Source organism: Geomonas silvestris, assembly GCF_014193515.1.
GTDB classification, from domain to species: domain Bacteria; phylum Desulfobacterota; class Desulfuromonadia; order Geobacterales; family Geobacteraceae; genus Geomonas; species Geomonas silvestris.
Window position 1 is genome coordinate 834,171 of sequence record NZ_BLXX01000001.1, and the last position, 25,457, is coordinate 859,627.

A 25,457-nucleotide genomic window follows, 5' to 3' on the forward strand; every position below is an offset into this window, starting at 1 on the left:
GCTGATCTCGGCTGAATGCGTGGATGCAAACGGCTCACGGCACGGCCGTGTCCATTCAACGTTTTGCTACTCCGCAGCCGTTCCGCGTCGGGCGCCGGCCGGGAGCGCGATCTGGTACTTCTCCATGCGGTACATGAGGGTGTGCCGCGGGATGCGGAGAAAGCGTGCCGCCGCGGCCTGGTTCCAGGCGTTGCGCTCCAGCGACTCGACCACCGCCTCCCGTTCCAGTTGCTCGAGAGAGTACCCTCCCTCGGGGAGCCTCAAAACCGAGGCTGTACTCACCCGGTGCTCGTGGAACTTTCCGGGAAGCTCGTCGAGCCTCACCAGGTCGGCATCCCGCATGATGAGCAGGCGTTCCACGGTATTTTCCAGCTCCCGGACGTTGCCCGGCCAGGGGTAGTTGACCAGCGCCACCAGGGCCGCCTTTTCGAAGGTCACCTTCTCGCCGCCATGCTTGGCGCAGAAGTAGCGGATCAGCAGCGGGATGTCCCCCGAGCGCTCGCGCAGCGGCGGGAGCTGGATGGGAATCACCGACAGGCGGTAGTAGATGTCCTCCCTAAAGCTCCCCTGTTCGATGGCCTTCTCGATGTTTACGTTGGTGGCGGAGACGATGCGCACGTCGAGTTTGTAGCTGCAGGTCCCACCCACCGGCTCGACCTCCCGCTCCTGCAGCGCACGCAACAGCTTGGGCTGCAGCTCCACCGGGAGTTCGCCCACCTCGTCCAGGAAAAGCGTCCCGCCGTCCGCCAGCTGAAACTTCCCGGTCTTGTCGCGCACGGCTCCGGTGAAGGCCCCCTTCACGTGGCCGAACAGCTCGCTCTCCAGGAGGTCCCGGGGGATTGCCGCACAGTTGATGGCGACGAAAGGGCCTTCGCGCCGCGAGGAGTTGGCATGCAGCGAACGCGCGATCAGTTCCTTTCCGGTACCGGATTCACCCATGATGAGCACCGGGGCCTCGGTATCGGCGACCTTGCGCACCACCCCGAAGACCTTTTCCATCTGCTGCGAGGCTCCGACCATGGTCCTCAGTTCCGAGCGGTCCGAGAGCTCGACCTTGAGCCGCCGGTTCTCCTCGGCAAGCCCCTTGAACTCCAGCGCTTTTTTCACCGTGAGGCGCAGCTCGTCCCGGTTGAAGGGCTTGGTGAGGTAGTCGTGCGCCCCCGCCTTCATCGCCTCGACGGCGAGGTCGACGGTACCGAAGGCGGTCAGGATGATGACCAGCGTCTCGGGAGAGCGCTCCTTTATGGAGGTGAGCACCGTGAGCCCCGTCATCCCGGTCATCTTCATGTCCGTTATTACCAGGCTCGGCTTGTGCTGCTGGAAAAGCTCGAGTCCCTCCTCGCCGCTACTGGCGGTCTGCACCAGGTAGCCGTCGTTTTCCAGGTTGTACTCCAGGACCCGGCGCAGCGAGACGTCGTCATCGATAACTAGAATGTGGTGTTTCATGGGGACTCCGGTGGTTGAGCTCGCAGCTTTGCTAACGGTGCGCGGCGCTCAAGAAAAAGGGGCGCGCCCAAACGGGAGGTGTCAGGGTGCGCCCGATAACAAGGAGGTTAACCGTTTTAACGGTCGTAACGTCTCTGCGGGAGGCATCAAGGTCCGTGCCAAGTCGGTGCAACCGGGTACCTCCTTGATATCGCAAGGGATCTGGGTGCCGCCTGTGACAGGCTCCCGTTCCGGAGCGCCAGACAATGCAGAATATTCGCAGGAGTTGACGAATATTCTACGGGCCGTGCTCTGTTGTTCGGGACTAACGGGAAAGCACCGAGTAGCGCCACCTCCGGCCGAAGCAGGGCGGGCGGAAGGTGGAGTGCGGAAAATTCTCAAGCTCCCCCAAGAATGTGCAGCATATTCCAAGATCCCCCGGGACCCATCCGCAGCGCGCAAATGAGCATTTTTATTTAATTACTGAACGTTACACAACAAAAAGCCTGACTGGCACGCTGCTGGCTATAGGGATGGGCAAAGGCACCAGACGCCTTACCTCACAACAAAAGGAGCAGACCATGAAAAAATCCCTGATCGTTGCAGTTGCCCTCACCCTTGGAGTCGCCAGTTTCGGAGTCGCCCAGGCCTCCGGCGGATCTTGCTGCCAGAACGGGCCCTGCACCCAGCAGGCGGCACAACTCTCGGGCGCGGGAGTCGACGAACTGACCCAGGAGGTCAAGGCGAAGGAACTGGAGTTGCGTCGTATCTACACCGACGACACCATCGATCCGCACCAGGTTGGCAAGGTGGAAGGAGAGCTTAAGGAGTTGAAGGGACAGTTGCGGGGGGTTGCCCAGAAACAGGGGGTCCCGCCCTGCTGCCTGAGCTGACGGTGACCTGAGGAAGGTTGAGGCTGACGCCGAAGCGGACAGACTTACGGCAGCCGGCTGCGCCAGGGGAGCGGAAGAAAAGGCGCCAGGGCTGCCGTGAGTCCGTCGGTTAGCGGAGGATAAGACTACTTGCCCGGCTTCAGCATCTCGTCGAGCATGGCGTTGGCCTCTTTGAGCTTAGCGTTCAGCTTTTTAAGCTCGTCGGCGCTGTAGACCTTGTTACCCTTCTTGATTTCGCCGTTCAGCTTTTTCATTTTCTGCTGAAGACTGTCCACTTCGGCCTTGCAGTTTTTGGATGCGAGCAGGCACTCATCTTTGTCGTTGGCAAACACGGGGACACTGCTCGACACAACCAGTGCTGCAATCACAAACAGTGCTGAGTTCTTCATAGTGCTACCTCCTCAGAGTATGACTACCTCTTAAGAATAAGCACTGAAAGAGGGGAAGTCAAGACAGCAGCGCCTGTCTGAGAACCGGGCACTACGCAATAGCAATGGCCTCCAAACCAATGCCAGCGAGCCTCGTTTTTTATTGCCGCCCGGCCCCATATTGTATATGGTACCGAGATCTTTTGAATCTCATGGAGGGTACTATGAAAAAAATTGTCTTGCTGACCGCTGTCGTATCGAGCCTTACTTTTGCCGCTGCTGCCTTCGGTGCTGACCCGATGGCCGGCATGGATCACGTGATTAACAAGAGCAACGAAGCGGTGGACCAGGCCGGCAAAAAGGAAGGGGATCTGAAGGCGAAGGCGGCCGACAAGAAAGCCGACCTCAAGGCCAAGGCGGCTGCCAAAAAGGATGCGGCGGCCAAGAAGTCCAAAGAGGTAGCCGATCAGACCGCACAGAAGGAAGCGGACCTGAAGGCCAAAGCAGCAGCCAAGCAGGCCGAGTCCCAGGCCCAGTCCGCCAAGAACAAGGAGGCCGTGGCTGCCAAGAAGAAAAAGATGAAAGACAGCGCGGCCGCCACCAAGAAGAATGCGGGTGCCGTCGCAAAGAAGGCAAAGGATTCCAAGGACGCCGCGGTTAACGATGCGAAGGACCTCGCGAAATAACCGTTAGCAGGTCGCGGTAATTCGAAAAGAGAGGACAGGCCTGCCTTCAGGCAGCCTGTCCTTTTTCTTTTTGGCGACTCCCCGTTCCGCAGCGCGCGTCCTCAAGGGGAGATAGCCTGTAAGGAGCGGTTTAAGAGCGTCGCAAGCCAGTTGGGAAGGTTTCGGGGGCGCTGAAGAACTTCTTGGGAGGGGGTGGACCGCACTCGGGAGCAGGCGAGGGGCGATCGGGAGCACGCCGCAACGCACCGACCCGGTCGATGAGCCCCCGGGAGCGCAACGAAGTCCCGGCCGCCGTCGGCACGTACAGCGGCAGGCGCAACGAAAAAAGGGCTTAGCCTTGCCGGCTAAGCCCTTTATCTAGTAATTTGGAGCGGGAAACGGGGTTCGAACCCGCGACTTCAACCTTGGCAAGGTTGCACTCTACCACTGAGTTATTCCCGCTCAACGAGTCCTGACTTATAGCAAAACCGCCGATAGCAGTCAAGCAAAAGTTGCAGCTCGGTAATTTTTTCTGCGCGTAGCCCCTCCCCTACTTCCCCCCCAGCACCTTCTTCACGGTTTCGTAGATCTCCTTGGGGACGAAGGGCTTTTTCAGGATCGCCTTGGCCCCGACGTCGAGGGCGGCCTGGGTGTCGGAGTCGTAGTCGGAGGCGCTACAGATGAGGACGTTGGCGCTCTTGTTGAGGGCCAGCATCTCTCGGGTCGCCTCGATGCCGTTTTTCTCCGGCATGTAGATGTCCATGATGACGATGTGAGGACGCAGGGCGACGTACTGGCGGACCGCCTGATCGCCGTCGGCTGCTTCGCCGACTATGGTGAAGCCGATCTTCCCGATGATCTCACGCAACACGGTGCGGAAGAAAATCTCGTCGTCGACTATGAGTACCCTGACATCCTTAAGTGCCATGCACGCCTCCACGGATTTTCCTGAACGCCCAGTCTTCTGTCTTTTCGGCAGGTTTCCCCTGACATTTACCCTTTTCCGCCCCTGCGCTTGCAGCATATGTCAGAGAAAAAACAGAGTCAACGGCAAAAATGAAACAGTACCAAGATATCGGGGGCCTGGATTGCACAGGCGATGGCAGGATGTAGTGACAAGCCTGCGGCCAGGGGGCAGCACCCATGGGGAACGAGTCCGCCTACCCGCCGAACGAGGCACGGGCCGCCTGCAAAAAAATGCCCCGCGCCGGAGAGCGCGAGGCCGAGGTACTGCCATCAATTGTGGATTACTTCATCCCGAGGGTAGCCGTAGCACTGCCGCCGCTCAGGTCGATGCCGTGCGCGCTCCCTGCCACCAGTTTCCCGCTCCCCGCTCCGCTGCTAAGCTGGGCGGCGAACTTGCTCCCCGGGAGAGGGCGATGGCCCCGAGGTTCACGCCGGTAGCCGGCAGGAAAGCCGCACCGGTGGCGCTCCCTTCCCGCTCGGGGTCAGTACCGGTGCGGGCGCTGCGCTCTTCGGTACCAGGTCGGCGCCGAAGGATGCAAGTTCGAGGGCGATCAGGAGGGTCACTTCCTCGAGGACTCCCGCCACCTGCGGGGAGAGTTCCAGCCCCGTGCCGAGCTGTGCCGGCTGCACGCCAAAAAGCACCACGTGCTGAGGCAAGAGGTCGGTGAGCCTGGCCACGGCCAAGAGATCCGAGATCCCCAGTTGGTGCGGGGAGATCTTTTTGCGAAACACCGCGGGGACCTGCTCTCCCTCGAAGCGGACCACGGTCCCGGGCGGTCTGCCGCTGTTCACGGCATCGACGATGATCAGCGCGTCCCGGCAGGCCAGCTGGTTTAACAGCTCGAGCCCGGCGGTGCCGCCGTCCAGAAGTTCCACCGCGGGCGGGATCAGGAAACGCGCCTCCAGCGCCTCGAGGGCACGCACCCCTACCCCTTCGTCCTGCATCAGCAGGTTGCCCACGCCCAGTACCAGGATGTTCATGGCTTTTACCTCCCGCAGGTGTTCTGAAGCCCGATCAGACGGATCGGTCCGATCGGGCTGCCACAGCCCCGCTACGCTGCGCGCACCTCGACGATCTCCTGATGCTCGGTGTCGGTCAGGTGAATGGCGCAGGCGAGGCAGGGGTCGAACGAGTGCACCGTGCGCAACACCTCGAGCGGCCGCTGCGGGTCGGCGATCGGGGTCCCAATAAGGGAAGCCTCGTAGGGGCCCGGGACGTCCTGGCCGTTTCTCGGGCCTGAATTCCAGGTGGACGGGACCACCGCCTGGTAGTTCTTCACCTTGGCGTCCTTGATTACCACCCAGTGCGAGAGCACGCCGCGCGGCGCCTCGTGGTACCCTACCCCCTTCACCTCACCCTTGGGGAACTCGGGGCGCACGAAGGTCTTCGCGTCGCCGGTCCCGATGTTCTCGATGAGGTTATGCCACTGGCTCTGCAGGGCCTCGTAGAGGACCGCGGCGCGCACGGCGCGGGCGGCGTGGCGGCCGATGGTCGAATGCAGCGCATCTACCGAGAGTTTCTGCCCCAACTGGCTCCCCACCGTGTTGAGGGCCAGCTCGGTGTACTTCCTGGTCGGTTCGTGCCCCGCCGCGTACATGACCAGCACGTTCGCCAGGGGACCTACCTGGGCCGGCTGGCCGTAGAAGGTCGGAGCCTTCACCCAGGAGTACTTGCCGTTGTCCTGGAAGTCGGTGTACTCGGGCTTGGTCTCCTCTTCCCAGGGATGCCGGGTCCACTCGCCCTGGTACCAGGAGTGCTTGACGCTTTCGTGGACCCCTTTTTGGAAGTACTCGTCCTGCAGGGAACGGATCGGGTGGAACTTCGCGAAGTCGCCGCCGGGGAGGTAGCCGCCCGGAAGCAGGCAGGCGATCCCCTTGCCGTCTATCGGCAGGTCCGGGACGGCCAGGTAGTTCTTCACGCCGGCGCCGATGGCGGTCCAGTCGGCGTAGGCGGCCCCGATGGCGCAGACGTCCTTGAAGTAGACCTCGTTGATGAACTTGCCGAGGTCGTCGATCAGGGTCTTCACGTAGTAGAGCCGCTCCATGGTGAGGGTCGCCGGACTGTCGGTGTTGATGGCGTTGGCGACGCCCCCCACGGCGAGGTTCTGGATGTGCGGCGTCTTCCCACCCAGGATGGAGACGATCATGTTCGCCTTTCTCTGCACCTCGAGCGCCTGCAGGTAGTGGGTGGTCGCCAAAAGGTTCACCTCGGGGGAGAGCCGCATCGCGGGGTGCCCCCAGTAGCCGTTGGTGAAGATCCCCATCTGGCCCGTGTCGGCGAAGGCTTTCAGGCGCTGCTGGGCGTCCGAGAAGACCTGGGTGCTGTGCAAGGGCCAGCTAGAGCTGTTCTGGGCCAGGGCCGCGGTCTTTTTTGGGTCGGCCTTGAGCGCCGAGGTGACGTCCACCCAATCGAGCGCGGAGAGGTGGTAGAAGTGCACCAGGTGGTCCTGGATGGCGTGGGCCGCCACCATGAGGTTCCTGATGTACTGGGCATTCAGGGGGATCTCCATGCCGAGCGCGTTCTCCACCGAGCGCACCGAGGCGATGGCGTGCACCGTGGTGCAGACCCCGCAGATGCGCTGCGTGTAGAGCCAGACCTCGCGGGGGTCCTTCCCCTGCACGATCGATTCGATGCCGCGCCACATCTGCCCCGACGACCAGGCTTTGGAGACCTTGCCGCCGTTTATCTCGCAATCTATCCTAAGATGCCCCTCGATCCTCGTGACCGGGTCGATCGTTATTCTGGTTGTCATGCCTAAGCCCTCCTTTATGTGAACATCAGTTCTAGGTTCTACGTTCTAGGTTCGTTTCGGGTTCTCCCACGAGCTCCCCAATCCCAGTCCCCAAACCCTGCCTTTAATCCCTGCCTCTAATGCGGCTCGGGGAAGAGGTTCAGGTACTTCGCGCAGAGCTTGAAGCCGAGAACCGCGAAGGCGATCATCCCCAGGGTCAGGATCCATTCCATGGCAGATGGGAAGTAGTCCCCCCCGAACGCGGTGTTGTAGCGGGCCACCCCGAAAATGCAGACGTTGAGCCTGTTGAACAGCACGCCGAAGATGACCAGGATGTCCACCGCAAAAAGCTTGTTCCGGTTGCGGCGCACGCTGGGAAGCGCCAGGAGTAACAGCGGGAGCACGACCCCAACTGCCATCTCAAGAAGCCACATCCCACCCTCCAGGCTTCCGTCGAAGGGGGCCAGGAGACCCGGCCCCTGCACCAGTTCGAAGAGCTTGAAGACCAGGTAGAAGCTTCCGACGATCATGATCCCCCGGGCCAGCCCCTTGATCACGTCGAAGGGAACCGAGTGCTTGAAGACCTTGCCGGTGAGGATCGTCTCGAAGCTCACCATGGAGAACCCCATCATCAGCGCGGACGCCAGGAACTGGTAGGGGAGGTGTTTGTTGTACCAAAGCGGCGAGAGTTTCCCCGGCACGATCAGGTAGTTCGCCCCCAGGGAGGACTGGTGCAAGAGCGAGAGCGCCACCCCGAACATGACGGCCCCCACCATGATCCGGTGCACCCCGTCCAGGGCGCGCTGCCAGCCGAGCTTTTCCAGGACCATCGGGCTCGACTCGGTGGCGAGCGTGCTCAGGTAGAGCACCAGGTGCAAGGCGACGATGAACATGATCGAGTTGATCTGCCACATCACCAGGGGGTGCCAGATGACCAGGGAGCGACCGACGTCGAGGGTGATGGAGATGGCCGCCAACAGGTAGCCGAAGAAGGCGTTCAGGATGGAGGCGCGGGCGATGCACTTGTACTTCTTCCAGTTGAGGATGTAGACCGCGCCGGCGATCATGAAGGCCCCGGCCGCCATGGCCACCCCGCCCAGGACGTCGAAACCGATCCAGAGCCCCCAGGGCCACTGGTCGTTCAGGTTGCTGGCCGCCCCGATACCGAACACCAGGCGGTATCCTGCGACCACCGCGGCAAGCGCTATCAGCGAGAGCATGACGCGGGTCAAGGGGGTGTCGAGCTTGATGCCGAGGTGCCTGCTGACCGAGTCGTCCAAGAGCCGGTTCAGGAGGGTCCCGGCGGTCTGTCCTGCGTAGCGTGTCATGTCGATCATGATTGCCCCTCCTTATCCTTCTTCCGGTGGGTGATCTGGTAGGTGGCAGTGCCGGTGGCGAAGACCCAGAAGAACACCCAGAGGACTTTGGAGATGTAGGCCCAGGTAAGGCGGGGAAGATCGTAGTTCGGGATGTTGTTCTTGAACCCCAAAAGCTCGAAGGAGATACCGGAGAGCATGATGTTCTGGGTCCCGCCGGCCTCTTTCAACCCGTAGATCTGGGCGACGTAGTGGGCCGCGCCGCGCAGGGTCCAGTCCTTGGAGCCGACCACCTGGATCGGGTAGCGGTACTCCTCGCCCGGACGCAGCGCAAGCCGTCTCTTGGCCTCCTCGCGCAGATCGACCACCTTCCCGAAGATGGTGGCCCCGGTCGGGCAGGCCTCGGCACAGGCCGCGATCCCCCCCTTCTCCTGGCGGTGCCTGCAGAGCTGGCATTTCCTCACCTCGGGCCAGGCGGAGTCCCACTCGTAGCGCGGCACCCCGAAGGGGCAGGCGAGCTGGCAGTAGCGGCAGCCGATGCAGCGCTCGGCCAGGTAGTAAACGGCCCCGTTCTCCGGGTCCTTGCGGAAGGCCCCGGCCGGACAGACCGACACGCAGGCCGGCGAGATGCAGTGCAGGCACTGCTGCTTGAAGAAGGCGTAGCCGTTGACGGCGCGGTCCTTCACCTCGGCGCTGCCGTTTTTGTACAGCTTCACGATGTTGAGCGTGTCGCCGGAGAGCTCCCGCGGGGCGTCCCAGATCCCGTTGTTGGCCTCGAGGTTCCCTTTCTCGTAGGGGGGCGTACTCCTCCCCTTTTTGTAGAGTGCGCCTCCGGGGACGTTGTTTTCGGCCTTGCACTTCGACATGCAGGCCTTGCAGCCGACGCAGAGAGTCGCGTCGTAGAGGATACCGGTCGCCTGCGGGGGAAGCTCCGTCGAGAGTTGAGCCTGGGCGAGGGGAGCCAGGGGGGTGCCTGAAGCGACCAGGGCGCCTCCGGTGCCGGCGACGATCTTCACGAACTTGCGTCTTGATATCGCCATGACTACACCTCCTTGCCGTCGCCCCGCCCCTTCTCGTCACCCTCGTCGTCAGCATCGCTGCGTTTGAGGGCGGCCAGGGCGGCGGTACCGCCCACGCCGATCGCCATTCCGGCAGTACCGGCGGCAAGCACCTTGATCCCCGAAGAGATCCCGGACTTGTCGGGGAATGCCTCCGAGAAGAAGACCGGCGGGGAGAGTTCCTTGATGTTGGCGAGGGTGAAAAGCGGCGTCTGGAAACCTACCTTCTGCTCGGTGCAGCCAAAGCAGGGATGTCCGATCCCCACCGGCCAGGTGCCGGCACCGGTCTCGCCGAAGAGCACGGTCGGGCAGTTTGCATAGGTCTCAGGCCCTTTGCAGCCGAGCTTGTAGAGACAGGCACCCCGTCGGTGCAGGTCGTCGCCGAACTGCTGGGCGAAGCGGCCTGCGTCGAAGTGCGGCCGGCGCTCGCAGTTCTCGTGGATGATCCGGCTGTAGGCGAACTTGGGGCGCCCCTTCTCGTCGAGCTCCGGGAGCTTCTTGAAGGTGATGTAGTAGAGGACGGTGGATAAAAGGTTGTAGGGGTTGGGCGGGCATCCCGGGATGGTGACCACCTTCTGCTTCGGGAGCAATTCGACGATACCGACGGCGTCGGTGGGGTTGCTTCCGGCGGCTGCCACACCGCCCCAGGAGGCGCAGGAGCCCATGGCGATGACGGCCCCGGCGTGGGGCGCCGTCTCCTTGAGGATCTCGAGGGCGGTCTTGCCGGCGATCTTGCAGTAGATCCCGTTGTCCTTGGTGGGAATCGCGCCGTCCACCACCAGGATGAAGCGCCCCTTGTTGGCCTTGATGGAGTCGGCCTTGGCCTCTTCCACCTGGTGACCCGCCGCGGCACTGAGCGTCTCGGAATAGTCAAGCGAGATGAGGTCAAGAAGCAGGTGTTCCAGTGTGGGGTGGCTGGAGCGAAGCAGCGACTCGACGCAGCCGGTGCACTCCTGGAAGGAGAGCCAGATCACCGGCGGACGTTTGGCGGTGACTACGGCTTCGGCGATGCGGGCACCGGCGGAAAGCGGCAGCCCCATCCCTGCGGCGAGCACCGTGCAGAACTTGATGAAATCCCTTCGGGAGATCCCTCCCAATTGGCGACCAACTGTTGCAAACGCATCTGTCTCCATAATTCCCTCCGATCAAAACAGTGATGATCTCTACCATCCTGGCCTAATGCGAAGCCGAGTTCCGGAATTTCGATGCGATTCACCTCCTTTGGCTGCTCAAGGTCACGTTTTCAGAATGCGGACACACTCCTGCAGCCGGAGCGCGTTCCGCCAGGGTGGTATTAGGGCGGAACAGCGGATGGGGATCCGGTGCTCCGCGATGGGTTGTCAAGGTACGGGAGAAGTCTATAGGGAGCGGCGGGGGCAGGCAGTTTCAGGGGACCGGGAAGCGCTGTCTGACGCCGGCATCGGAAATGAAACAGGAAGTGGTGGAAGTAAAACAAAAAAAATCGATGAGCGAAGTGCTGGGCTCACACTAATTAATTCTATCCCAATGTATACAATGTCAAGAGATGTAAGGAGCTTTTTTTCATTTTTTTTGGCGCTGTGTCCCTGTCGGCAATCCGGGGAGGTTTTCTCAATTTTACCCAGTGTTTAGCACGGGACCTGCGGGAGCCGCCCGAAGCCGTGCGAAGGCCCCTTCATGAGAAAAAAAGGCGCGCTCCCCGGTGCCGGTCGGTCAAAAAGGGGTAGCGCAGATAAAGCACATTAGTTTTACCGGGAACAGGCGTGAAGATAGCAGCGAGAGCGGAGGGGATTTATAAAACGAGATCTGCGGCGTTCAGGTAGCTTGCCTCGGCCTCGAACCGCTCTGCCGCCTCCTTGAGCGCCCTCAGGTTGACGGGCGGGGTGGCAAGCGGGAGGTCGGCCCCGGCCGTGCCGAGGAGGAAGGGGCCGGCGGGCGCGCAGCGCTTCAGGGAGTCGAGGCCGGCCTGGCGCACCTGGTCCGGGGTGAGGCCCGGCAGCAGGTGGCCGTCCAGGTTCCCGACGATGGGGAGTTGGGGTCCGGCGAGTTCGCGGGCCCGGGCGAGGTCGTCCCTCGTTCCGGGGCAGACGGCGAGCAGGCCGGGGAGGCCGGCGAGCAGGTCGAGGTTGTGGTTCAGCGAGCCGCCGGTGCCGCTCAGAAACACGGGCGCCTTGAGTTCGTGGAACATGTCGAGCAGGTGGGGGAGGAACTGGGTCACGAAGAGGCTGCGCGGCGCCACCTCCGAAACGGCCATTCCTTCCTGGACCACGAGGTAGTCCGCCCCCGCCTCCAGAAGCGCCCGGGACCATGCGAGGAATAAGGGGGCGGTGTGCGTCAAAAGGCGCCGGGCCTCCTCCTCGTTGAAGAGCAGGATCTCGATCCAGCGGTCCAGGCCAAAGAGCAGCGCGGGGAAGATGCAGGGGCCGGGGACCGCGGCGACGACCGGGACCCTCCCCCGGTAGAGCTCGGCGAGGCGGCGGGTGGTTTCCAGGAAGACCGGGAGCCTGCCGGTCAGGCGCGGATCGGGGAGCGGGTGTCCGAGCGCCTCGGCGGGGCGACTGAAAGGGGGGCGGCTCGTGTTGGGGACCTGCGCCTCGTGCCAGGCCACCTCCCCTCCGCAGGCCTCGGCGAAGGCGCTGAAATCGAAGGGGGCGAGCACCAGGTCGAAGCCGAACTGAGCCTGCAGGGCCTTTTGGCCGGCGAGGTAGGCCTCGGCCGAGCTGAAGAGGGTGCGCAGCGCGACCCGGGTGAGCCGGGCGCCGTAGGCCCCCAACAGGGGGACGACCGGGACCCGGTCCACGGGGTCCATGGTGAGGGCGTTCTGCACGCGCTGGTAGGGGTTCATCCGGGCTCCTGGAGGCGTCGCCGCGCAAGGGTCAGTGCAGGGGAAGTTTCTTCTTCTCCTTGAGCGAGTCCTTGAGCCTCTTGGCGGCCTGGGCGATCAGCATCTGGTGGGTCCCCTCGGTGGGCTCACCCTCGGCCGGGTGACGCTGCAGGTAGCTGCCGTCCGGGAGCATGTCCCAGGCGGAGCGGTGGTCGGCGTCGTAGGTCTCGAAGGCCTGCCGGATCTCGCCGGTCAATTCCGGCGCGGTGACCGGGCAGAGGATCTCCACCCGTGCCTCGAGGTTGCGCTTCATGGCGTCAGCGGAAGAGATGAAGTACTCCTCGGCGCCGCCGTTTCTGAAGTAGTAGATCCGCGCGTGCTCCAAAAAGCGCCCCACGATGCTCACCACCCGGATCTGCTCCGAAAGCCCGGGGATCCCGGGCCGTAAGCGGCAGGTGTCGCGCACGTAGAGGTCGATTTTCACCCCCGCCTGGGAGGCGCGGTAGAGGGCCTTCACGATGTCGCCGTCCTCCAGCGCGTTCATCTTGAACTGAATGAGCCCCCCGCCCTGGGCCCGGTTCAGCGCCACCTCGCGCTCGATCCGCTCCAAAAGGGCCTTCTTCAAAAGCTTGGGGGCCGGGAAGATCGCCTGGTAGGTGCGCCGCGCCAGGAAGCCGGTGGTCAGGTAGTTGAAGAGCTCGGTTATGTCCTGGCCGATCGTCTCGTCGCAGGTCAAAAGCCCCAGGTCCGAGTAGATGCGCGCCGTCTCCGCGTGGTAGTTGCCGGTGCCGAGGTGCACGTAGCGCCTGAGCCCCTGGTAGTCCTGCCTGACCACCAGGATCACCTTGCAGTGGGTCTTAAGCCCCACCACCCCGTAGGTCACATGGATCCCCGCCTCCTCCATCTGCTCGGCCAGGCGGATGTTGGTCGCCTCGTCGAAGCGCGCCTTCAACTCCACCACCACCGCGACCTGCTTGCCGTTTTGCGCCGCCAGCAGCAGCGAGTCGATGATGCGGCTTTGGGTGGAGGTGCGGTAGAGGGTCATCTTGATGGCGCGCACCTTGGGATCGGTAGCCGCCTCGCGCAGGAAGCGCTCCACCGAGGTGGCAAACGAGACGTAGGGGTGCTGCAGCAAAAGCGAGCCGGCGTCGCGGATGGTGTGGAAGATGTTGCGGCTGGTGAGCAGCAGCGGGTGGTCGATCGGGTGGTGCGCCGGGTCGTGCAGGCGCGGGTAGTCGAGCCGGGTCAGCTCGAAGAGGTCGCGCATGGCGAGCATGCCGGGGACCTCGAAGACGTCGTTTTCCTCGTCGAGTTCCAGCTCGGCGGCGAGCCTGCCGCGGTGCAGCGGCTCCATCCCGGCGCCGATCTCCAGGCGCACGATGGGGGCGAAGCGCCGCTCCTTGAGCTCGCTCTCGATCATCGCCATCAGGTCGTCCGCCTCCTCCTCGTCCTTCTCGGTGTTGGCGTTGCGGGTCACCCGGAAGATCTCGCAGGAGAGGATCTGCATCCCCGGAAAGAGCATGTCCAGGTTGTGCATCATCACCTCTTCCAGCGGGATGAAGTGGTCCCCCTTCCCTACCCGGATGAAGCGCGGGCTCCCAAGCCCCACCGGCACCTTGACCCGGGCCAGCGAGGACTCGCGGGCCTTGGGGTAGCGCAGGGTCACCAGGAGGTTCAAGGAGAGGTTGGAGATGAAGGGGAACGGGTGCGCCGGGTCGATGGACTGCGGGGTCAAAAGCGGATAGATGTTCGCGTAGTAGTGCTCGCGCAGGTGCTTTTTTTCCTTCGGGGTGAGGCTCGCCCAGCTCTCGATGACGACCCCCTTCTGCTCCAGGAGAAGGCGCAGGTTCGCGAAGGCCTCGCGCTCGCGGGCGTGCAGCTCGCGGATGGAGAGGTGGCACTCGAAGACCTGCTGGCGCGGGGTGCGCCCGTCCAGGGTGAGCTCGTTTAAGCCCGCGCCGATCTGCTGCTTCAGGCCGCCGATCCGCTTCATGACGAACTCGTCGATGTTGGAGGCCACGATGGCGACGAACTTAAGCCTCTCGAGAAGCGGGGTGCGCTCGTCCAGCGCCTCGTTCAGGACGCGCCGGTTGAATTCGAGCCAGGTGAGCTCGCGGTTTAAGTACCACTGGCTTTCGCTCAGGTCGAAGGGGCTCTCCGGCTCGTTTTGCGCCGGGTGCGCCTTCCCCTTTTTCTTGACGGGCTTCCCCTTTCCCGCCTTCCCCTTTTCTGCCTTGGCCGCGGGTTTCCCCGGACCAGCCGCCTTGCCGGCAGCCGGGGCAGGAGGCGCTTCTGCGGGGTTTTCCTGCCGGGTGAGCGGTTGCACCAGTTTGAGCGGACGATCTTCCATCGTATTCTCCCGGACCCCAGGGCCCTCGCGTCGATAGTTACAGCCCCTGAATACTACCAGCTTGCGCCGGGACGGCAAGCCTGTGTCAGATTCCGCCCGACGAGATGAATCAACTATAACATTAAACACTCTACAGTTTCCAGCCGCTTCGTCCGATAACTGCAGCAGTACTGCCCAATAGTACGCACCAAAAAGGAGAGAGCAATGGGTAAGATGGGATTCGGAGCCAAGGTACTTTGCCTGGTTCTCTTTAGCAGTATCGGAACGGCGCTGGTAGTAAGCGCCATTGCGCTCACCCAATACAATACGTCCTACAAGGGCTTCATGGAGTCTTACCGACAGTCCCTGTTCGCCGATTTTGACAGCCAGGCGAAGAGCCAGGTCCAGTCGGCCATCTCGATGCTGCAGAAGGTCGCCGACATGGAGCAGCGTAACGAGCTCACCCCCGAGGCGGCGCGCAAGGTGGGCGCCGACCTGTTGCGCGGCATGAAGTACGGGGAGAGCGGCTACTTCTGGGCCGACACCACCGAAGGGGTGAACGTGGTCCTTTTGGGCAAGCCGGTCGAGGGGACCAACCGCCTCAACACCAAGGACGCCAAGGGTAAATACCTGATCCAGGAGATCATCAAGCAGGGGGTGGCCGGCGGCGGCTTCACCGACTACTGGTTCCCCAAGGCGGGCGAGACCGAACCGCAGCCCAAGCGCGGCTACTCCCAGCTCTTCAAGCCCTTTGGCTGGGTGGTGGGGACCGGCAACTACGTGGACGACCTGAGCCGGAAGGTGCAGAAGGCGGCCCTCGTCCACGAGGAGCTGCACCAGCGCCAGGTCTACCTGATGATCGCGGCGGTCCTCGCCATGCTCGTCGTCACCTCGCTCGGATCGGTTTTGGTGGCGCGGCGGCTCTTGCGCCAGATCGGCACCGAGCCGGCGGAACTCGCCCGGATCGCCGAAGAGGTGGCCCAGGGTAACTTGAGCCACCGCTTCGAGGCGGAGCGCGGCGGCATCTACGGCGCCATGCGCCAGATGGTGGAGCAGCTGCGCCAGGTGATGCACCAGGTCAACGAAGGTTCCCAGGCCATCTCGGTCTCCGCCGTGCAGCTCAACGGCAACGCGCACCAGATGGCAAACTCCACCGACGCCATCGTGGGTCAGGCGAACACCGCGGCGACCGCCAGCGAGGAGATGGCAGCCACCTCCCTGGACATCGCCAGCAACTGCCACCTGGCCGCCCAGAACTCCGACCTGGCGAGCCAGACCGCCCAGGAAGGGGCGCACATCGTCCAGAACACCGTAGAGGGGATGGAGCGGATCGCGGAAAGGGTGCAGCACTCCGCGGCGGTGGTGGAGCAGCTCGGGGTGAGAAGCGACCAGATCGGGAGCATCGTGGCGACCATCGAGGACATCGCCGACCAGACGAACCTTCTGGCCCTGAACGCCGCCATCGAGGCGGCCCGGGCCGGCGAGCAGGGACGCGGTTTCGCGGTAGTCGCCGACGAGGTGCGCGCCCTGGCGGACCGCACCACCAAGGCCACCCACGAGATCAGCCAGATGATCCGCAGCATCCAGGCCGAGACCCGGCAGGCCGTGCAGGCGATGGAACAGGGGGTCCAGGAGGTGCATTCCGGGACGCTCGAGGCCGCCCGCTCCGGAAATGCGTTGGAGGAGATCCAGCGCCGCATCGTCGAGGTGACCCAGCAGATCAACCAGATCGCCACCGCCGCCGAGGAGCAGTCGGCCACCACCCGCGAGATCAGCGACAGCCTGCAGCAGATCTCGGGGACGGTGCAGCTGGGGGTGCAGAACTCCCGGGAGATCGAGGGGGCCGCGGCAGCGCTCACCGGGCTCTCGGGCGACCTCGAGGGGCTGGTGCGCCGCTTCCGCGGCTAGCCTTCCGGCCGCTTCCCCAGGCTTTTCCCCAACAAAAAGGGCGCCCTCAAGGCGCCCTTTTCACGTCCGGCATCCCGTGGGCGGCCCCCCCCGGGCTCAATGCACCGCGGTCTTCTTGATGATCCCCCCCGAGGCGTCGGCCAGCGGGTGCACCACCACGAAGGCCGCCGGGTCGATCTCCTGCACCACCGCCCGCACCCGCCCGATCTCCAGCCGGGTCACCACGCAGTAGAGGATGTTGATCGGGTTCCCGGTCATGCCACCCCGCCCCTGGTAGATGGTCACCCCGCGGTTCAAGAGCCGGACGATCGCCTCGCGGATCTGGTCGCTTTGCTCGGACATCACGATGATGGCGGTGTACTCCTCGATGCCGTGGATCAGGAAGTCGACGGTCTTCGAGGCGGCGAGGTAGGTAAGCACCGAGTAGAGCGCCTTGTCGATTCCGAGGAAGAAGGCGGCCGCCGAGAAGATGAAGATGTTCAGGATCAGGATGACGTCCCCCACCTTGAGGAGGTGGCTGTTCTTGCTGATGAGGAGTGCCGCGATCTCGGTACCGTCCAACACCGCCCCGCCCCGGATGGCGAGCCCGATCCCCGCGCCGATGAAGAGCCCGCCGAACACCGAGGTCAAAAGGAGGTCCGGGGTGACGTCGGGGTAGTCCAGGAAGGCGAGGCAGAGCGCGAGACCGGCGATCGCCAGGGTGCTCTTCAGGGCGAACTTCCAGCCGATCTGCCGGTAGCCCAGGGCGATGAAGGGGAGATTGATGAGCGGGACCAGGAGCGCGAGCGGATAGCCGAGCACCGATGCGAGCAGCATCGAGACGCCGGTGACCCCGCCGTCGATGAAGTGGCTGGAGAGGAGGAAGCCCTTGATCCCCATCCCGGCGGAGAGGATGCCGAGCAGGATCAGGAGGGTGTTTTTAGCTTCGGAGATGAGGTTTTTCATCGGGCTCGTGTGCTCGCTCTGCGTGGAGGTATGGGGTGCACGGCCCCCCATATTACTCAAAAAACGGACGCTGTCGACAAGATTTCGAACCGGGCGACAGGGCGGCTCCTTGACGGGACGCTGGGCCGTGCAGGAGAGCTTCCGGTGAAGAGCTCAGTTCCCGACCTGCGTCGGTTCGTCGGCATGGGGTGTTGGAGTGGCAGTGCGGCTTTGGGGAAAGGGGTGGGAGTGCGGGGAGGCGCAGGGAGCGCCCCCCCGGGAGGTGGCTCAGTACTTCTCGAAGGCTTCGTCGCTGCCGGCGTCGAGGCTGAGGCTTGCCCCCGCCGCACGCGGCAGCGCCGCCTCGCCCACCGGGAGCTTCGCCTGGCTCAGCTTGGGCCGCACCGCGCCCTTGGGCTTGGCGGTCGACCGGGGAGCGTGCCGCTCCTCTACCTTGAAGAAGGAGATGGTGCTCTGCAGCTGCTCGGCCTGGGAAGCGAGCTCCTCGGCGGTCGAGGACATCTCCTCCGAGGCTCCGGCGTTGGACTGGATCACCTGGTCGAGTTGCTGGATCGCCTTGTTGATCTGGACCGCCCCGCTGTCCTGCTCCTTGCTCGAGGCGCTGATCTCCTGGACCAGGTCGGCGGTGCGCTGGATGTCGGGCACCATGCTGGCCAAAAGCTCCCCGGCCCGCACCGCGACCCCCACCGAGTGGGCAGAGAGCTCTGAGATCTCCGCCGCGGCCTTCTGGCTCCGCTCGGCAAGCTTTCTCACCTCGCTCGCCACCACCGCGAACCCCTTGCCGTGCTCGCCGGCGCGGGCCGCCTCGATGGCGGCGTTCAGGGCCAGGAGGTTGGTCTGCCGGGCGATCTCCTCGATGATGTTGATCTTGCCGGCGATCTCCTTCATGGCGACCACCGTCTCCTGCACCGCGCTACCACCCTCGCGCGCGTCGGCCGCCGACTTGGTCGCGATCTTCTCGGTCTGTATCGCGTTGTCGGCGTTCTGCCTGATGTTGGAGGTCATCTGCTCCATGCTCGAGGAGACCTCCTCAGCGGCCGCCGCCTGCTCGCTCGCCCCCTGGGACATCTCCTCGGAACCGGAGGAGAGCTCCTGGCTCCCGGCAGCAACGTTGTCGGTCGCCGCTTTCACCTCGGTGACGATCTCGCGCAGCTTCTCGACCATGAGGTTCATGGCCGCCACCAGCTTCCCCACCTCGTCCTGCTGGTCGAGGTCGATCTTCTGGGTCAGGTCGCCGCCGGCCACTGCCGCCGCGAACTCCACCCCTTTTTTGAGCGGCACGCTGACCAGCCGGGAGAGCACGATGCCGAGGGCGATGGCCAGGAAGACCCCGCCCAGCACCATGAAGACGGTGAGCCGGACCGCGGCCCTGCCGGTCGCCACGTTCAGGTCGTTTTTCTGTTTGGCGTGGCTTACCTCGACATCCGAGAGGTTCTGGATGGCGTCGTCGATCGCCTTCACTACCTGGGCGCTTGCCGGGTCGCGCAGCACCTTGAACGCCTCCTCGCTCTTCCCGGCCTGGGCGAACCCCGCGATCTTCTGGGCCACCGGGTCCAAGCCCGCGAGTGTCCCGGTGACCGCGGCGACGGCCTTCTTAAGTTCCGGCGTCCGCGCCTGCTCCTCTACGAGCTTGAGCGACTCGCGGATCTGCTTGTCCAACTCCTTCAGCGCCGCCAGATGCTTGGTGCGTTCCTCGGCCGTGCGGTCCAGCACCAGGTCGCGCAGGTAGTTACGCTGCTTCTGAAAATCAGTCGAGACGTCGAGCAGGTCGCCCAGGGGCTTGGTGTTGTGCTGGAAGAGCTCCTCTCCGTTGGCTTCGAGGACGCTCAGCTTGGTGATGCTGAGGTAGCCGATACCGCCCGCTATCAGCGCCACCGCAATGAACCCGGACAACAGTTTCGCCGAAACCGGCAGGTTGTAGAACCACTTCATGGCTGTCTCCTTTCTCCTTCTGCGGACCCGCAGGCACCCGCGCTCAGCTTCCGGAAGCCTGTGCTGGAAGACGGCGGAAACCCGCCGCCGTTTTAAAACAAGCGCATCGCTCGGCACGATTGATGAGATCTACTTTACCAAAGACCTATCGGAACCCCGGGGGTATTCTTTAGCTTTTTTCTCGGTTGAGGTAGCCGATCTTCCGATACACGTTTTACTCCTCAAAACAAAGAGCAGTTTTGGCGGAATTGAGACGAAAAAACGGCCGGATCGGGGGATCCGGCCGCGTTCGTTTTACTGCAGCGTCAAGCGAGCCGTCAGCGTGCCGCAGCTCCGTTTATGGAGGTGAGCCCGCCGGCGCCCAGGGTATCCCAGACCAGGTTTCCCCGCCCGGTATCAGGATCGATTTTGAGCACCTTGGTGCCGCTGAACCCGTACAGGGTCATTTGGTCGTTGGTGGAGAGGCCGAAAACGTCCGAGAAACCTATGGTGCCGACAAGCGTCGCCACCCCGGTTGCCGGGTTGAGCCTCACCAGGGCGTTACTGGAGCTGTTGAAAATGGAGGTAAGGAAGAGCTGGTTCCCCAGGAAGACCAGGTCGCCGCTCGACTTGTAGTGGATGTCGCCGCCGCTCCCCAGCAAGGTGGCGTGGCCGGTCGTCGAGTTGACGGTGTAGAGGGCGTTGTTGGCCGTGTACAGGGTACCGTTGGCGCTGAACTCCAGCGAGGTGGCATCGGTGGTCCCCAGGGCCCCCACCGGGGTGACCTGGGCGGTAGCCACGTCGATGCGGAAGAGCTGGTCTCCCGAGATGCCGTACAGGTTGCCGGCGGTGTCGAAGGCCAGGTCGTTGAGGAAGGTCTGGGTGTCGCCGATGATCTGGACGCTCTGCGCGTTCAAGTCCAGCCGGGCGAGGTGGTTCGTGTCGTCGACCACGTAGAAGACCGGCGGGTTGGGGGTGGCCGAAATGGCGGGGGCGACCACGTTGGCGCCGTTAACGGTGAGGCTCTCGCTGCGGGGGAGGCAGGAGTAGTCCTTCTTGGTGCCGGAGACCGTGTAGCTGCCGTTACCCAGGCCGTTAAAGCTGTAGTTGCCGCTTGAGTTGGTAAAGGCGAGCTGGCTCGCGGCACCGCCCAGCGCCACCTGGACCCCGGATACCCCCGAGCCCCCGCTACGCACGCTTCCGGCGATCTGGTACCCCGAACCGCCCCCCGGAGAGGAACCGCCGCCTCCACACCCTCCCACCAGCGCAACGATAAGTGCCAGCATGACTACCTTCGCTTGTCTGCATCCGCTCATGACCGTTCTCCTCGTGAGGTGGCCGGTTGCCGCCGCGCGACCTCCGGCTCCTGGTTGACTGCGGGTCGCCCTGCGCCCAGGTAAAAATAAAGCACAAAGAAACAGAAAGTAAATATTTTCTAACAATTCAAAACCTGAATCGTTCACATTGGGAAGCCGCCCGCCGCAGCCTCACCGAGACCGTTCCGGGCAATGCCGACAGTTTCTGCACCAGCGTGCCGGCTGCCGGGAAGAGCTTATCCTTAAAAAACTCCAAAACGCCTTGCACAGCACCCCACCCCTTTGGTATAAACAGAGAGCCGCAAGGCAAACCACTGTCAGACGGGGAGGTGCCAGATGTTTGGATTCGGGATGCCGGAACTCATCGTACTTTTGGTCATCATGCTGGTGATTTTCGGGCCGGGCAAGATTCCTCAACTGGGCTCCTCGCTGGGGGGCGCAATCAGAAATTTCAAGAAGGCCAGCGAAGAGGATGGCAAGATCATCAATCCCAAAGAAGACGAGAAGCCTGACCAAAAGGTGTGAGAGTATCGCTATGCCTGAAACCTGGGGAGAGGAGGTAACCGGAGTCATCCTGGTGGGTGGCAAGAGCCGCCGCATGGGACGGGACAAGGCGTTCCTCCCCCTTTCCGGCCGGCCGCTCGTCGAGGGGGTACTCGAGCTGTTCCGGTCCCAGTTTTCCCGGGTTCTCCTGGTGGGGGACCGGGAGGAGCGCTTCGCCGATTACGACCTTCCCGTCCTGGCCGACCGTTTCCCGGGAAGTTCCCTCGGGGGGCTGTACACCGGGCTTTCCAAGGCCGACACCCCTTACGTCTTCGTGGCCTCCTGCGATCTCGCCTATCCCAACCTCGAGGTCCTCAGGGGCCTCTGCGCCCTGCGCGACGGCTTCGACGCCGTGGTCCCCCGCACCGCACACGGCTTCGAGCCGCTGTTCGCGCTCTACGCGAAAAGCTGTCTAAGCCCCATCAAAGAGCAACTCGAGCGTGGCGAGTTCTGCGCCTACGCCTACTACCCGCAGCTCAAGGTCCGCTACCTTACCGGCGACGAGCTCTCCCGCCTCGACCCGGCCGGGACCGCATTCGTGAACCTGAACACCCCCGAGGAATACGCACGCATCGCCCGGTGAGTGCTGCGCCAGGCCGGCGAGCGAGGCCGTTGCCGCAGGCAGCATGCCTGCCGCTTTTTGCGGCACCTGCCGGTCGAACGATCAGCTCCCACCGAGCACAAGGGGCGGCACTCCGGCGCAGAACCGCGCAGGTAGCGCCGGGGACCGAGGCATGAGCCGATTTGGCACGCGTAATGTAACGAGATACACAACGCCCTGCAGTGCCTGACCTGGCCCACCCGAGGTGACCTGAGCGGCCACGACCTAAACGGCCACGGCCTGAGGTACAGAGTACCTACCCCCGCAGAAACGAAAGGAGCACTCCCATGAAATCACTGCTAAAAGGTCTGTTGGCCCTCTGCTGCCTCGCCCTCACCGCGACGCCGGTCCTCGCGGGCGAGGTCCACCTCTCGGTGGCGGCAAGCCTCAAGGAGGTTATCAACGAACTCTCCGACAGCTACGCGAGGTCGCACCCCGGCGTGAGGTTCCTGAAGAACTACGGCGGCTCCGGCCAGCTCGCCAAGCAGATCGAAAGCGGCGCGCCGGCAGATATCTTCATCTCGGCAAACGTCGAATGGGTGGAGTACCTGAAAGGAAAGAAGCTGCTTGATGCGGCAAGCATCGGCACCTTCACCTACAACACCCTGGTCTTCGCCGGTCAGCCCGGCAAGGCCGCTTCGCTGAAGGACCTCACCCGCCTTGCGCGCATCGCCATCGGCAGCCCCAAGAGCGTCCCTGCCGGCGAGTACGCCATGGAGGCCCTCAAGAAGGCGGGGCTCGACAAGCAGCTCGAGAAGAAGCTGATCATGGCGCGCGACGTGCGCGAGTGCCTCATGTACGCCGAGCGCGGGGAGGTCGACGGCGGTTTCGTCTACCGCACCGATGCGCTGCAGGCCAAACAGGCTCGGATACTCTTCACGGTCCCGCAGGAGCTCTACCCCAAGGTGACCTACCCGATGGCGCTTACCGGTTCCGGCGTAAGAAACGCCGATGCCGCCGGCTTCCTCGCCTTCCTGCACGGCGGCGAGGGCAAGGCGGTGCTGGCGAAGCACGGCTTTGCGGCGCGCTAGGAGGAAGCTCCCCCGAGAACCTTCGGCACCAGGAACGCAAAAAGGGCCACGTCCAAAGACGTGGCCCTTTTTTTCCGCGAGCAGCGTCGCGGTACCGCTCCCAGGTGTCGAAGCGAGCGACGAAGACCGTACCAAGAAGCGCCGGACCGGCGCCCTTTATGCCTTTCAGCCGATCGGTGTGCACCTCGCGCTGCCGCTGTGTGCCGTTGCGGCGAAGGGAGACCGGACCTTTTCGACGTCGCTCGCACCGCAGACGGGGCAGCTGGGAAGCTCCGCTGTATCAGGCTTCTGCAGCTTCTCGAACCGGGTGCCGCGCGGCAGGCAACGGAACTAATACCTGGGCACGGCGCACCTCACCTGCAGCTACTGTTGCGGCAGATCGGCCGGGGCTGCATGGGGGACCCAGTTGCTGCCGTCGAAAATGTACTCGACGTTGCTGGTCGTATCGAGCCAAATCATCCCCACGACCGCTTTGGGCGGTGCCGTATCGCTGACGACTTTTCCTCTGGGCGGTAACGACGGGACCTCGCTTTCGGTGGCCAGAGTCGTCCCGCCGGGAACCGTCTCTGCGGCGCAGACCACCGCCAGCAGGAACAATAAGCAAAGAACACCCAACCACATGATGATGTTAGCGTAGCGTCTCATGCAGACACCCTCCTCAGGTAGCTGTCGGGAGTAAGCCCCAACGGGTTCAGACAAAGGTGACAGGTTTGGTACCCGTCAGTGGCAGCCAAAGCAGGTCGTCTTGAACGCCCCCTGCACGTCCAGAGTGCCGTTGCGGTGCTGCGCCGGATTGGTGATCGTGGTCCCCTGCCCGTTCACGCCGCTTGCGTCGGGGTGGCACAGCTGGCACTGGTTAAAGCTCGAGGTCGGCCCCTGGTTGCCGTGGCGGCCGCTGTGCCAGACCCTGCCGTCGGAAGGCGGGTTGCCGTGGCAGGCCGCGCACAGCTGGCCGGTCGCGCTCCAGGCGGGGGTCCGCTGCGCTCCGCCGTAGTTCACCGTGATCAGGTCGTACTCGTCGGTTCCGGCGTTGTACGAGTAGTAGCTGAAGCTGCCGCTCTTCACCGCGTGGCAGGAGACGTTGGAGCAGCTCTTCTCGGCATCGAACTGCGGCGCTGCCCCGAAGCCGTACTGGGGAGCCACCGACACGGTCACGTTCTCCCGGTGGTTCTTGACGGGGAGCACCATCGCGTGCCGCGCGGCACCGTCGTTGTGGCACGGCGTGCAGTTGGTCCACCCCTGGGAGGCCTTGGCCGTCTTCGCCACGTGCGACAGGTGCGCCCCGCCGCCGCCCGAATAGGACTCGAAGCGTGCGCCGGACCAGTTGTTCAGGGTGCCGAAGCTGAGCCCCGCACGCCGCGGGACCGGCGGATAGCCGTGGCAGGCGTCGCAGCTGCCAAACGGCTTGAAGGCGCCCCCCGCCGCGTTGTGCCGGTGGCAGTTCAGGCAGCCGGTGGTCGGGTGCCCCCCCTCGGGAACCCCGGCGCGGAAGTGGGTGGTCAGGGTGTGGCAAACCTGGCAAAGCCCGAGGTTGGTGTTCAGATCCACCAGCCCCGTGGTGCTGTTGGTAAAGCTGATGGCGATGCCGTTGATCCTCGACCTGATCATGGAATGGTTGCCGCTGCCATGGGGGTCGTGGCAGGCGGCGCACCCCATGCTCTGGCCGCTCCCCTTGGCGGTGAAGTGGCTGCTCATGTTGAGAAACGCCGGGCCGACCACCGCGCCGTCGTTGTGGCAGGAGGCGCACAGGGCATTGCCGGAGATGGCCAGGCGGGTGTAGGAGCCGAGGGTTCCGGAGATGTGGCGGCTGTTTTGATCGTGGCATACCGTACAGGTGCTGCTCGCGGCGTAACGCCCGTGCCCTTTCGCTTGGAAGCTCGCCTGGTACGGCGCGGCCACACCGTTTGGCAGCACCGACGGCTGCGCGGCATGGCAGGAGGTGCAGGAGAGCCGCCCGCCGCTCCAGGAGGGGAGCCCGCCCGGATGGCAACCGGCACAGGCGGAACCCGCGCCGTTAACGAGATCGACCGAGCCGTTTAGGTGGGTCGCCGGGTCGAACAGGTGGCAGTTCTGGCAGGCGTCGACTCCGTTACCGAAGTAGTTCCCCGGGCCGTAGGCCTGGGTAAGGTGCGCGCTGTGTCCCCCGGTGGCCATCGGGGTCGCGCTGGCCGCGCTGCCGCCGTGGCAGGTGGTGCAGCTCTCCTTCGCCTGGTACCCTGCGAAGCCGTCCGCCACGGCCTGGCTGATCGCACCCGCGGCGACCAGGTTGGGGATCGCGAGAGTGGCGACCGAGTTGTCGAACTGGGCGTTGTCGAGGTAATCGATGGAGTCGAGCACCAGCTGCCGCGCGTACATCGGGTTGTGGGCGTAGGCCCCCGGCTCGCCGTCCAGCAGCACGTAGTTAAAGGCCGCTCCCATGGTGTTGGCCCCCTGCTCCCCGGAGCCCCAGTTGGTGTTGGCGAAGCCGTTGGCCAGGGAGGCCGTCACGATGCCCCGGGCGGCGAGCTGCGCCCTGAGGATCTCCAGAGCGTTTTGGAAGGAAGCGCGATCCGCAGCGAGGCTCGCCTCGGTAAGGTAGGTGCCGTGGCAGCCGGCACAGACCGGCAACGCGCCGGAGGCGAAGGTGTGGCCGTTGGTGGCGTTTTTG

The 25,457-nt window shown here is 63.9% G+C and carries 22 protein-coding genes and 1 tRNA gene; 6 read left to right on the plus strand and 17 right to left on the minus strand.

The features are described 5' to 3' along the window. Positions 1–66: 66 nt before the first annotated feature. The gene (locus GMST_RS03540) at positions 67–1,446 is read right to left on the minus strand and encodes a sigma-54-dependent transcriptional regulator (protein ID WP_183353225.1); all 1,380 of its coding nucleotides are present in this window, start codon (positions 1,444–1,446) and stop codon (positions 67–69) included. Between the two features lie 560 nt (positions 1,447–2,006). On the opposite strand from GMST_RS03540, the gene GMST_RS03545 reads away from it, so the two are divergent. Further along, on the plus strand, positions 2,007–2,318 hold the full coding sequence (locus GMST_RS03545) for a hypothetical protein (protein WP_183353226.1): 312 nt from the start codon (positions 2,007–2,009) through the stop codon (positions 2,316–2,318). A gap of 125 nt (positions 2,319–2,443) precedes the next feature. Here GMST_RS03545 and GMST_RS03550 read toward each other — a convergent pair whose 3' ends face one another. Next, complete coding sequence (locus GMST_RS03550; protein WP_183353227.1) at positions 2,444–2,707, minus strand: hypothetical protein; 264 nt, start codon at positions 2,705–2,707, stop codon at positions 2,444–2,446. Positions 2,708–2,910: 203 nt separating this feature from the next. Between GMST_RS03550 and GMST_RS03555 the strand changes: the two genes are divergently transcribed. After that, the gene (locus GMST_RS03555) at positions 2,911–3,372 is read left to right on the plus strand and encodes a hypothetical protein (protein WP_183353228.1); all 462 of its coding nucleotides are present in this window, start codon (positions 2,911–2,913) and stop codon (positions 3,370–3,372) included. A gap of 366 nt (positions 3,373–3,738) precedes the next feature. On the opposite strand, the gene GMST_RS03560 is transcribed toward GMST_RS03555, so the two are convergent. From GMST_RS03560 to ppk1, 9 genes are all read right to left on the minus strand, one after another. After that, positions 3,739–3,813, minus strand: a tRNA-Gly gene (locus GMST_RS03560). A gap of 88 nt (positions 3,814–3,901) precedes the next feature. Beyond that, positions 3,902–4,279, minus strand: coding sequence for a response regulator (locus tag GMST_RS03565; protein ID WP_183353229.1), 378 nt, complete (start codon positions 4,277–4,279; stop codon positions 3,902–3,904). Between the two features lie 464 nt (positions 4,280–4,743). After that, a complete protein-coding gene (locus GMST_RS03570) occupies positions 4,744–5,298 on the minus strand; it encodes a HyaD/HybD family hydrogenase maturation endopeptidase (RefSeq protein ID WP_183353230.1) in 555 nt (184 codons plus the stop codon). Positions 5,299–5,369: 71 nt separating this feature from the next. Then, entirely contained in the window at positions 5,370–7,070 is a 1,701-nt protein-coding gene (locus GMST_RS03575) for a nickel-dependent hydrogenase large subunit (RefSeq protein WP_183353231.1), read from the minus strand. A gap of 116 nt (positions 7,071–7,186) precedes the next feature. Beyond that, positions 7,187–8,386 carry an NrfD/PsrC family molybdoenzyme membrane anchor subunit gene (gene nrfD, locus GMST_RS03580; protein WP_183353232.1) on the minus strand — a complete coding sequence of 400 codons (1,200 nt, stop codon included), beginning with the start codon at positions 8,384–8,386 and terminating at the stop codon, positions 7,187–7,189. Further along, positions 8,383–9,405, minus strand: a complete 1,023-nt coding sequence (gene hybA / locus GMST_RS03585; RefSeq protein ID WP_183353233.1) for a hydrogenase 2 operon protein HybA — start codon at positions 9,403–9,405, stop codon at positions 8,383–8,385. Before hybA ends, nrfD begins: the two co-directional genes overlap by 4 nt. A 2-nt stretch (positions 9,406–9,407) precedes the next feature. Next, the gene (locus tag GMST_RS03590) at positions 9,408–10,556 is read right to left on the minus strand and encodes a hydrogenase small subunit (protein WP_183353234.1); all 1,149 of its coding nucleotides are present in this window, start codon (positions 10,554–10,556) and stop codon (positions 9,408–9,410) included. A 638-nt stretch (positions 10,557–11,194) separates the two neighbouring features. Further along, positions 11,195–12,247 carry a uroporphyrinogen decarboxylase family protein gene (locus GMST_RS03595; RefSeq protein ID WP_183353235.1) on the minus strand — a complete coding sequence of 351 codons (1,053 nt, stop codon included), beginning with the start codon at positions 12,245–12,247 and terminating at the stop codon, positions 11,195–11,197. Positions 12,248–12,278: 31 nt separating this feature from the next. Further along, positions 12,279–14,576, minus strand: coding sequence for a polyphosphate kinase 1 (ppk1, locus tag GMST_RS03600; RefSeq protein ID WP_246399176.1), 2,298 nt, complete (start codon positions 14,574–14,576; stop codon positions 12,279–12,281). A gap of 204 nt (positions 14,577–14,780) precedes the next feature. On the opposite strand from ppk1, the gene GMST_RS03605 reads away from it, so the two are divergent. Then, on the plus strand, positions 14,781–16,463 hold the full coding sequence (locus tag GMST_RS03605) for a methyl-accepting chemotaxis protein (protein WP_183353236.1): 1,683 nt from the start codon (positions 14,781–14,783) through the stop codon (positions 16,461–16,463). Positions 16,464–16,559: 96 nt separating this feature from the next. Here GMST_RS03605 and GMST_RS03610 read toward each other — a convergent pair whose 3' ends face one another. The 3 genes from GMST_RS03610 to GMST_RS03620 form a co-directional block, all read right to left on the minus strand. After that, the gene (locus tag GMST_RS03610) at positions 16,560–17,408 is read right to left on the minus strand and encodes a YitT family protein (protein ID WP_183353237.1); all 849 of its coding nucleotides are present in this window, start codon (positions 17,406–17,408) and stop codon (positions 16,560–16,562) included. A 267-nt stretch (positions 17,409–17,675) separates the two neighbouring features. After that, the gene (locus GMST_RS03615; protein WP_183353238.1) at positions 17,676–19,340 is read right to left on the minus strand and encodes a methyl-accepting chemotaxis protein; all 1,665 of its coding nucleotides are present in this window, start codon (positions 19,338–19,340) and stop codon (positions 17,676–17,678) included. A gap of 317 nt (positions 19,341–19,657) precedes the next feature. Then, the gene (locus tag GMST_RS03620; RefSeq protein ID WP_183353239.1) at positions 19,658–20,635 is read right to left on the minus strand and encodes a carboxypeptidase-like regulatory domain-containing protein; all 978 of its coding nucleotides are present in this window, start codon (positions 20,633–20,635) and stop codon (positions 19,658–19,660) included. Positions 20,636–20,971: 336 nt separating this feature from the next. Between GMST_RS03620 and GMST_RS03625 the strand changes: the two genes are divergently transcribed. The 3 genes from GMST_RS03625 to modA all read left to right on the plus strand — a co-directional run bounded on the left by GMST_RS03625 (position 20,972) and on the right by modA (position 22,810). Beyond that, positions 20,972–21,160 (plus strand): twin-arginine translocase TatA/TatE family subunit, encoded by a 189-nt coding sequence (locus GMST_RS03625; protein WP_183353240.1) that lies wholly within the window; start codon positions 20,972–20,974, stop codon positions 21,158–21,160. Between the two features lie 10 nt (positions 21,161–21,170). Next, positions 21,171–21,761, plus strand: coding sequence for a molybdenum cofactor guanylyltransferase (gene mobA, locus GMST_RS03630; RefSeq protein ID WP_183353241.1), 591 nt, complete (start codon positions 21,171–21,173; stop codon positions 21,759–21,761). A 305-nt stretch (positions 21,762–22,066) separates the two neighbouring features. Then, a complete protein-coding gene (gene modA / locus GMST_RS03635; protein ID WP_183353242.1) occupies positions 22,067–22,810 on the plus strand; it encodes a molybdate ABC transporter substrate-binding protein in 744 nt (247 codons plus the stop codon). A 165-nt stretch (positions 22,811–22,975) separates the two neighbouring features. Here the strand turns inward: modA and GMST_RS22540 are convergent, their stop codons facing one another. The 3 genes from GMST_RS22540 to GMST_RS03645 all read right to left on the minus strand — a co-directional run. Then, positions 22,976–23,131 carry an FmdB family zinc ribbon protein gene (locus GMST_RS22540; protein ID WP_371873102.1) on the minus strand — a complete coding sequence of 52 codons (156 nt, stop codon included), beginning with the start codon at positions 23,129–23,131 and terminating at the stop codon, positions 22,976–22,978. A 42-nt stretch (positions 23,132–23,173) separates the two neighbouring features. Further along, positions 23,174–23,455, minus strand: a complete 282-nt coding sequence (locus GMST_RS03640) for a hypothetical protein (RefSeq protein ID WP_183353243.1) — start codon at positions 23,453–23,455, stop codon at positions 23,174–23,176. 75 nt (positions 23,456–23,530) lie between these two features. Further along, positions 23,531–25,457, minus strand: a 1,927-nt coding sequence (locus tag GMST_RS03645) for a CxxxxCH/CxxCH domain c-type cytochrome (RefSeq protein ID WP_443093438.1), incomplete at its 5' end; no start/stop codon positions are given.

Coding starts and splice junctions, on each gene's coding strand:
- GMST_RS03540 (WP_183353225.1), bottom strand. CDS start 1,446: ATGAAACACCACATTCTAGTTATCGATGACGACGTCTCGCTGCGCCGG.
- GMST_RS03545 (WP_183353226.1), top strand. CDS start 2,007: ATGAAAAAATCCCTGATCGTTGCAGTTGCCCTCACCCTTGGAGTCGCC.
- GMST_RS03550 (WP_183353227.1), bottom strand. CDS start 2,707: ATGAAGAACTCAGCACTGTTTGTGATTGCAGCACTGGTTGTGTCGAGC.
- GMST_RS03555 (WP_183353228.1), top strand. CDS start 2,911: ATGAAAAAAATTGTCTTGCTGACCGCTGTCGTATCGAGCCTTACTTTT.
- GMST_RS03565 (WP_183353229.1), bottom strand. CDS start 4,279: ATGGCACTTAAGGATGTCAGGGTACTCATAGTCGACGACGAGATTTTC.
- GMST_RS03570 (WP_183353230.1), bottom strand. CDS start 5,298: ATGAACATCCTGGTACTGGGCGTGGGCAACCTGCTGATGCAGGACGAA.
- GMST_RS03575 (WP_183353231.1), bottom strand. CDS start 7,070: ATGACAACCAGAATAACGATCGACCCGGTCACGAGGATCGAGGGGCAT.
- nrfD (WP_183353232.1), bottom strand. CDS start 8,386: ATGATCGACATGACACGCTACGCAGGACAGACCGCCGGGACCCTCCTG.
- hybA (WP_183353233.1), bottom strand. CDS start 9,405: ATGGCGATATCAAGACGCAAGTTCGTGAAGATCGTCGCCGGCACCGGA.
- GMST_RS03590 (WP_183353234.1), bottom strand. CDS start 10,556: ATGGAGACAGATGCGTTTGCAACAGTTGGTCGCCAATTGGGAGGGATC.
- GMST_RS03595 (WP_183353235.1), bottom strand. CDS start 12,247: ATGAACCCCTACCAGCGCGTGCAGAACGCCCTCACCATGGACCCCGTG.
- ppk1 (WP_246399176.1), bottom strand. CDS start 14,576: ATGGAAGATCGTCCGCTCAAACTGGTGCAACCGCTCACCCGGCAGGAA.
- GMST_RS03605 (WP_183353236.1), top strand. CDS start 14,781: ATGGGTAAGATGGGATTCGGAGCCAAGGTACTTTGCCTGGTTCTCTTT.
- GMST_RS03610 (WP_183353237.1), bottom strand. CDS start 17,408: ATGAAAAACCTCATCTCCGAAGCTAAAAACACCCTCCTGATCCTGCTC.
- GMST_RS03615 (WP_183353238.1), bottom strand. CDS start 19,340: ATGAAGTGGTTCTACAACCTGCCGGTTTCGGCGAAACTGTTGTCCGGG.
- GMST_RS03620 (WP_183353239.1), bottom strand. CDS start 20,635: ATGAGCGGATGCAGACAAGCGAAGGTAGTCATGCTGGCACTTATCGTT.
- GMST_RS03625 (WP_183353240.1), top strand. CDS start 20,972: ATGTTTGGATTCGGGATGCCGGAACTCATCGTACTTTTGGTCATCATG.
- mobA (WP_183353241.1), top strand. CDS start 21,171: ATGCCTGAAACCTGGGGAGAGGAGGTAACCGGAGTCATCCTGGTGGGT.
- modA (WP_183353242.1), top strand. CDS start 22,067: ATGAAATCACTGCTAAAAGGTCTGTTGGCCCTCTGCTGCCTCGCCCTC.
- GMST_RS03640 (WP_183353243.1), bottom strand. CDS start 23,455: ATGAGACGCTACGCTAACATCATCATGTGGTTGGGTGTTCTTTGCTTA.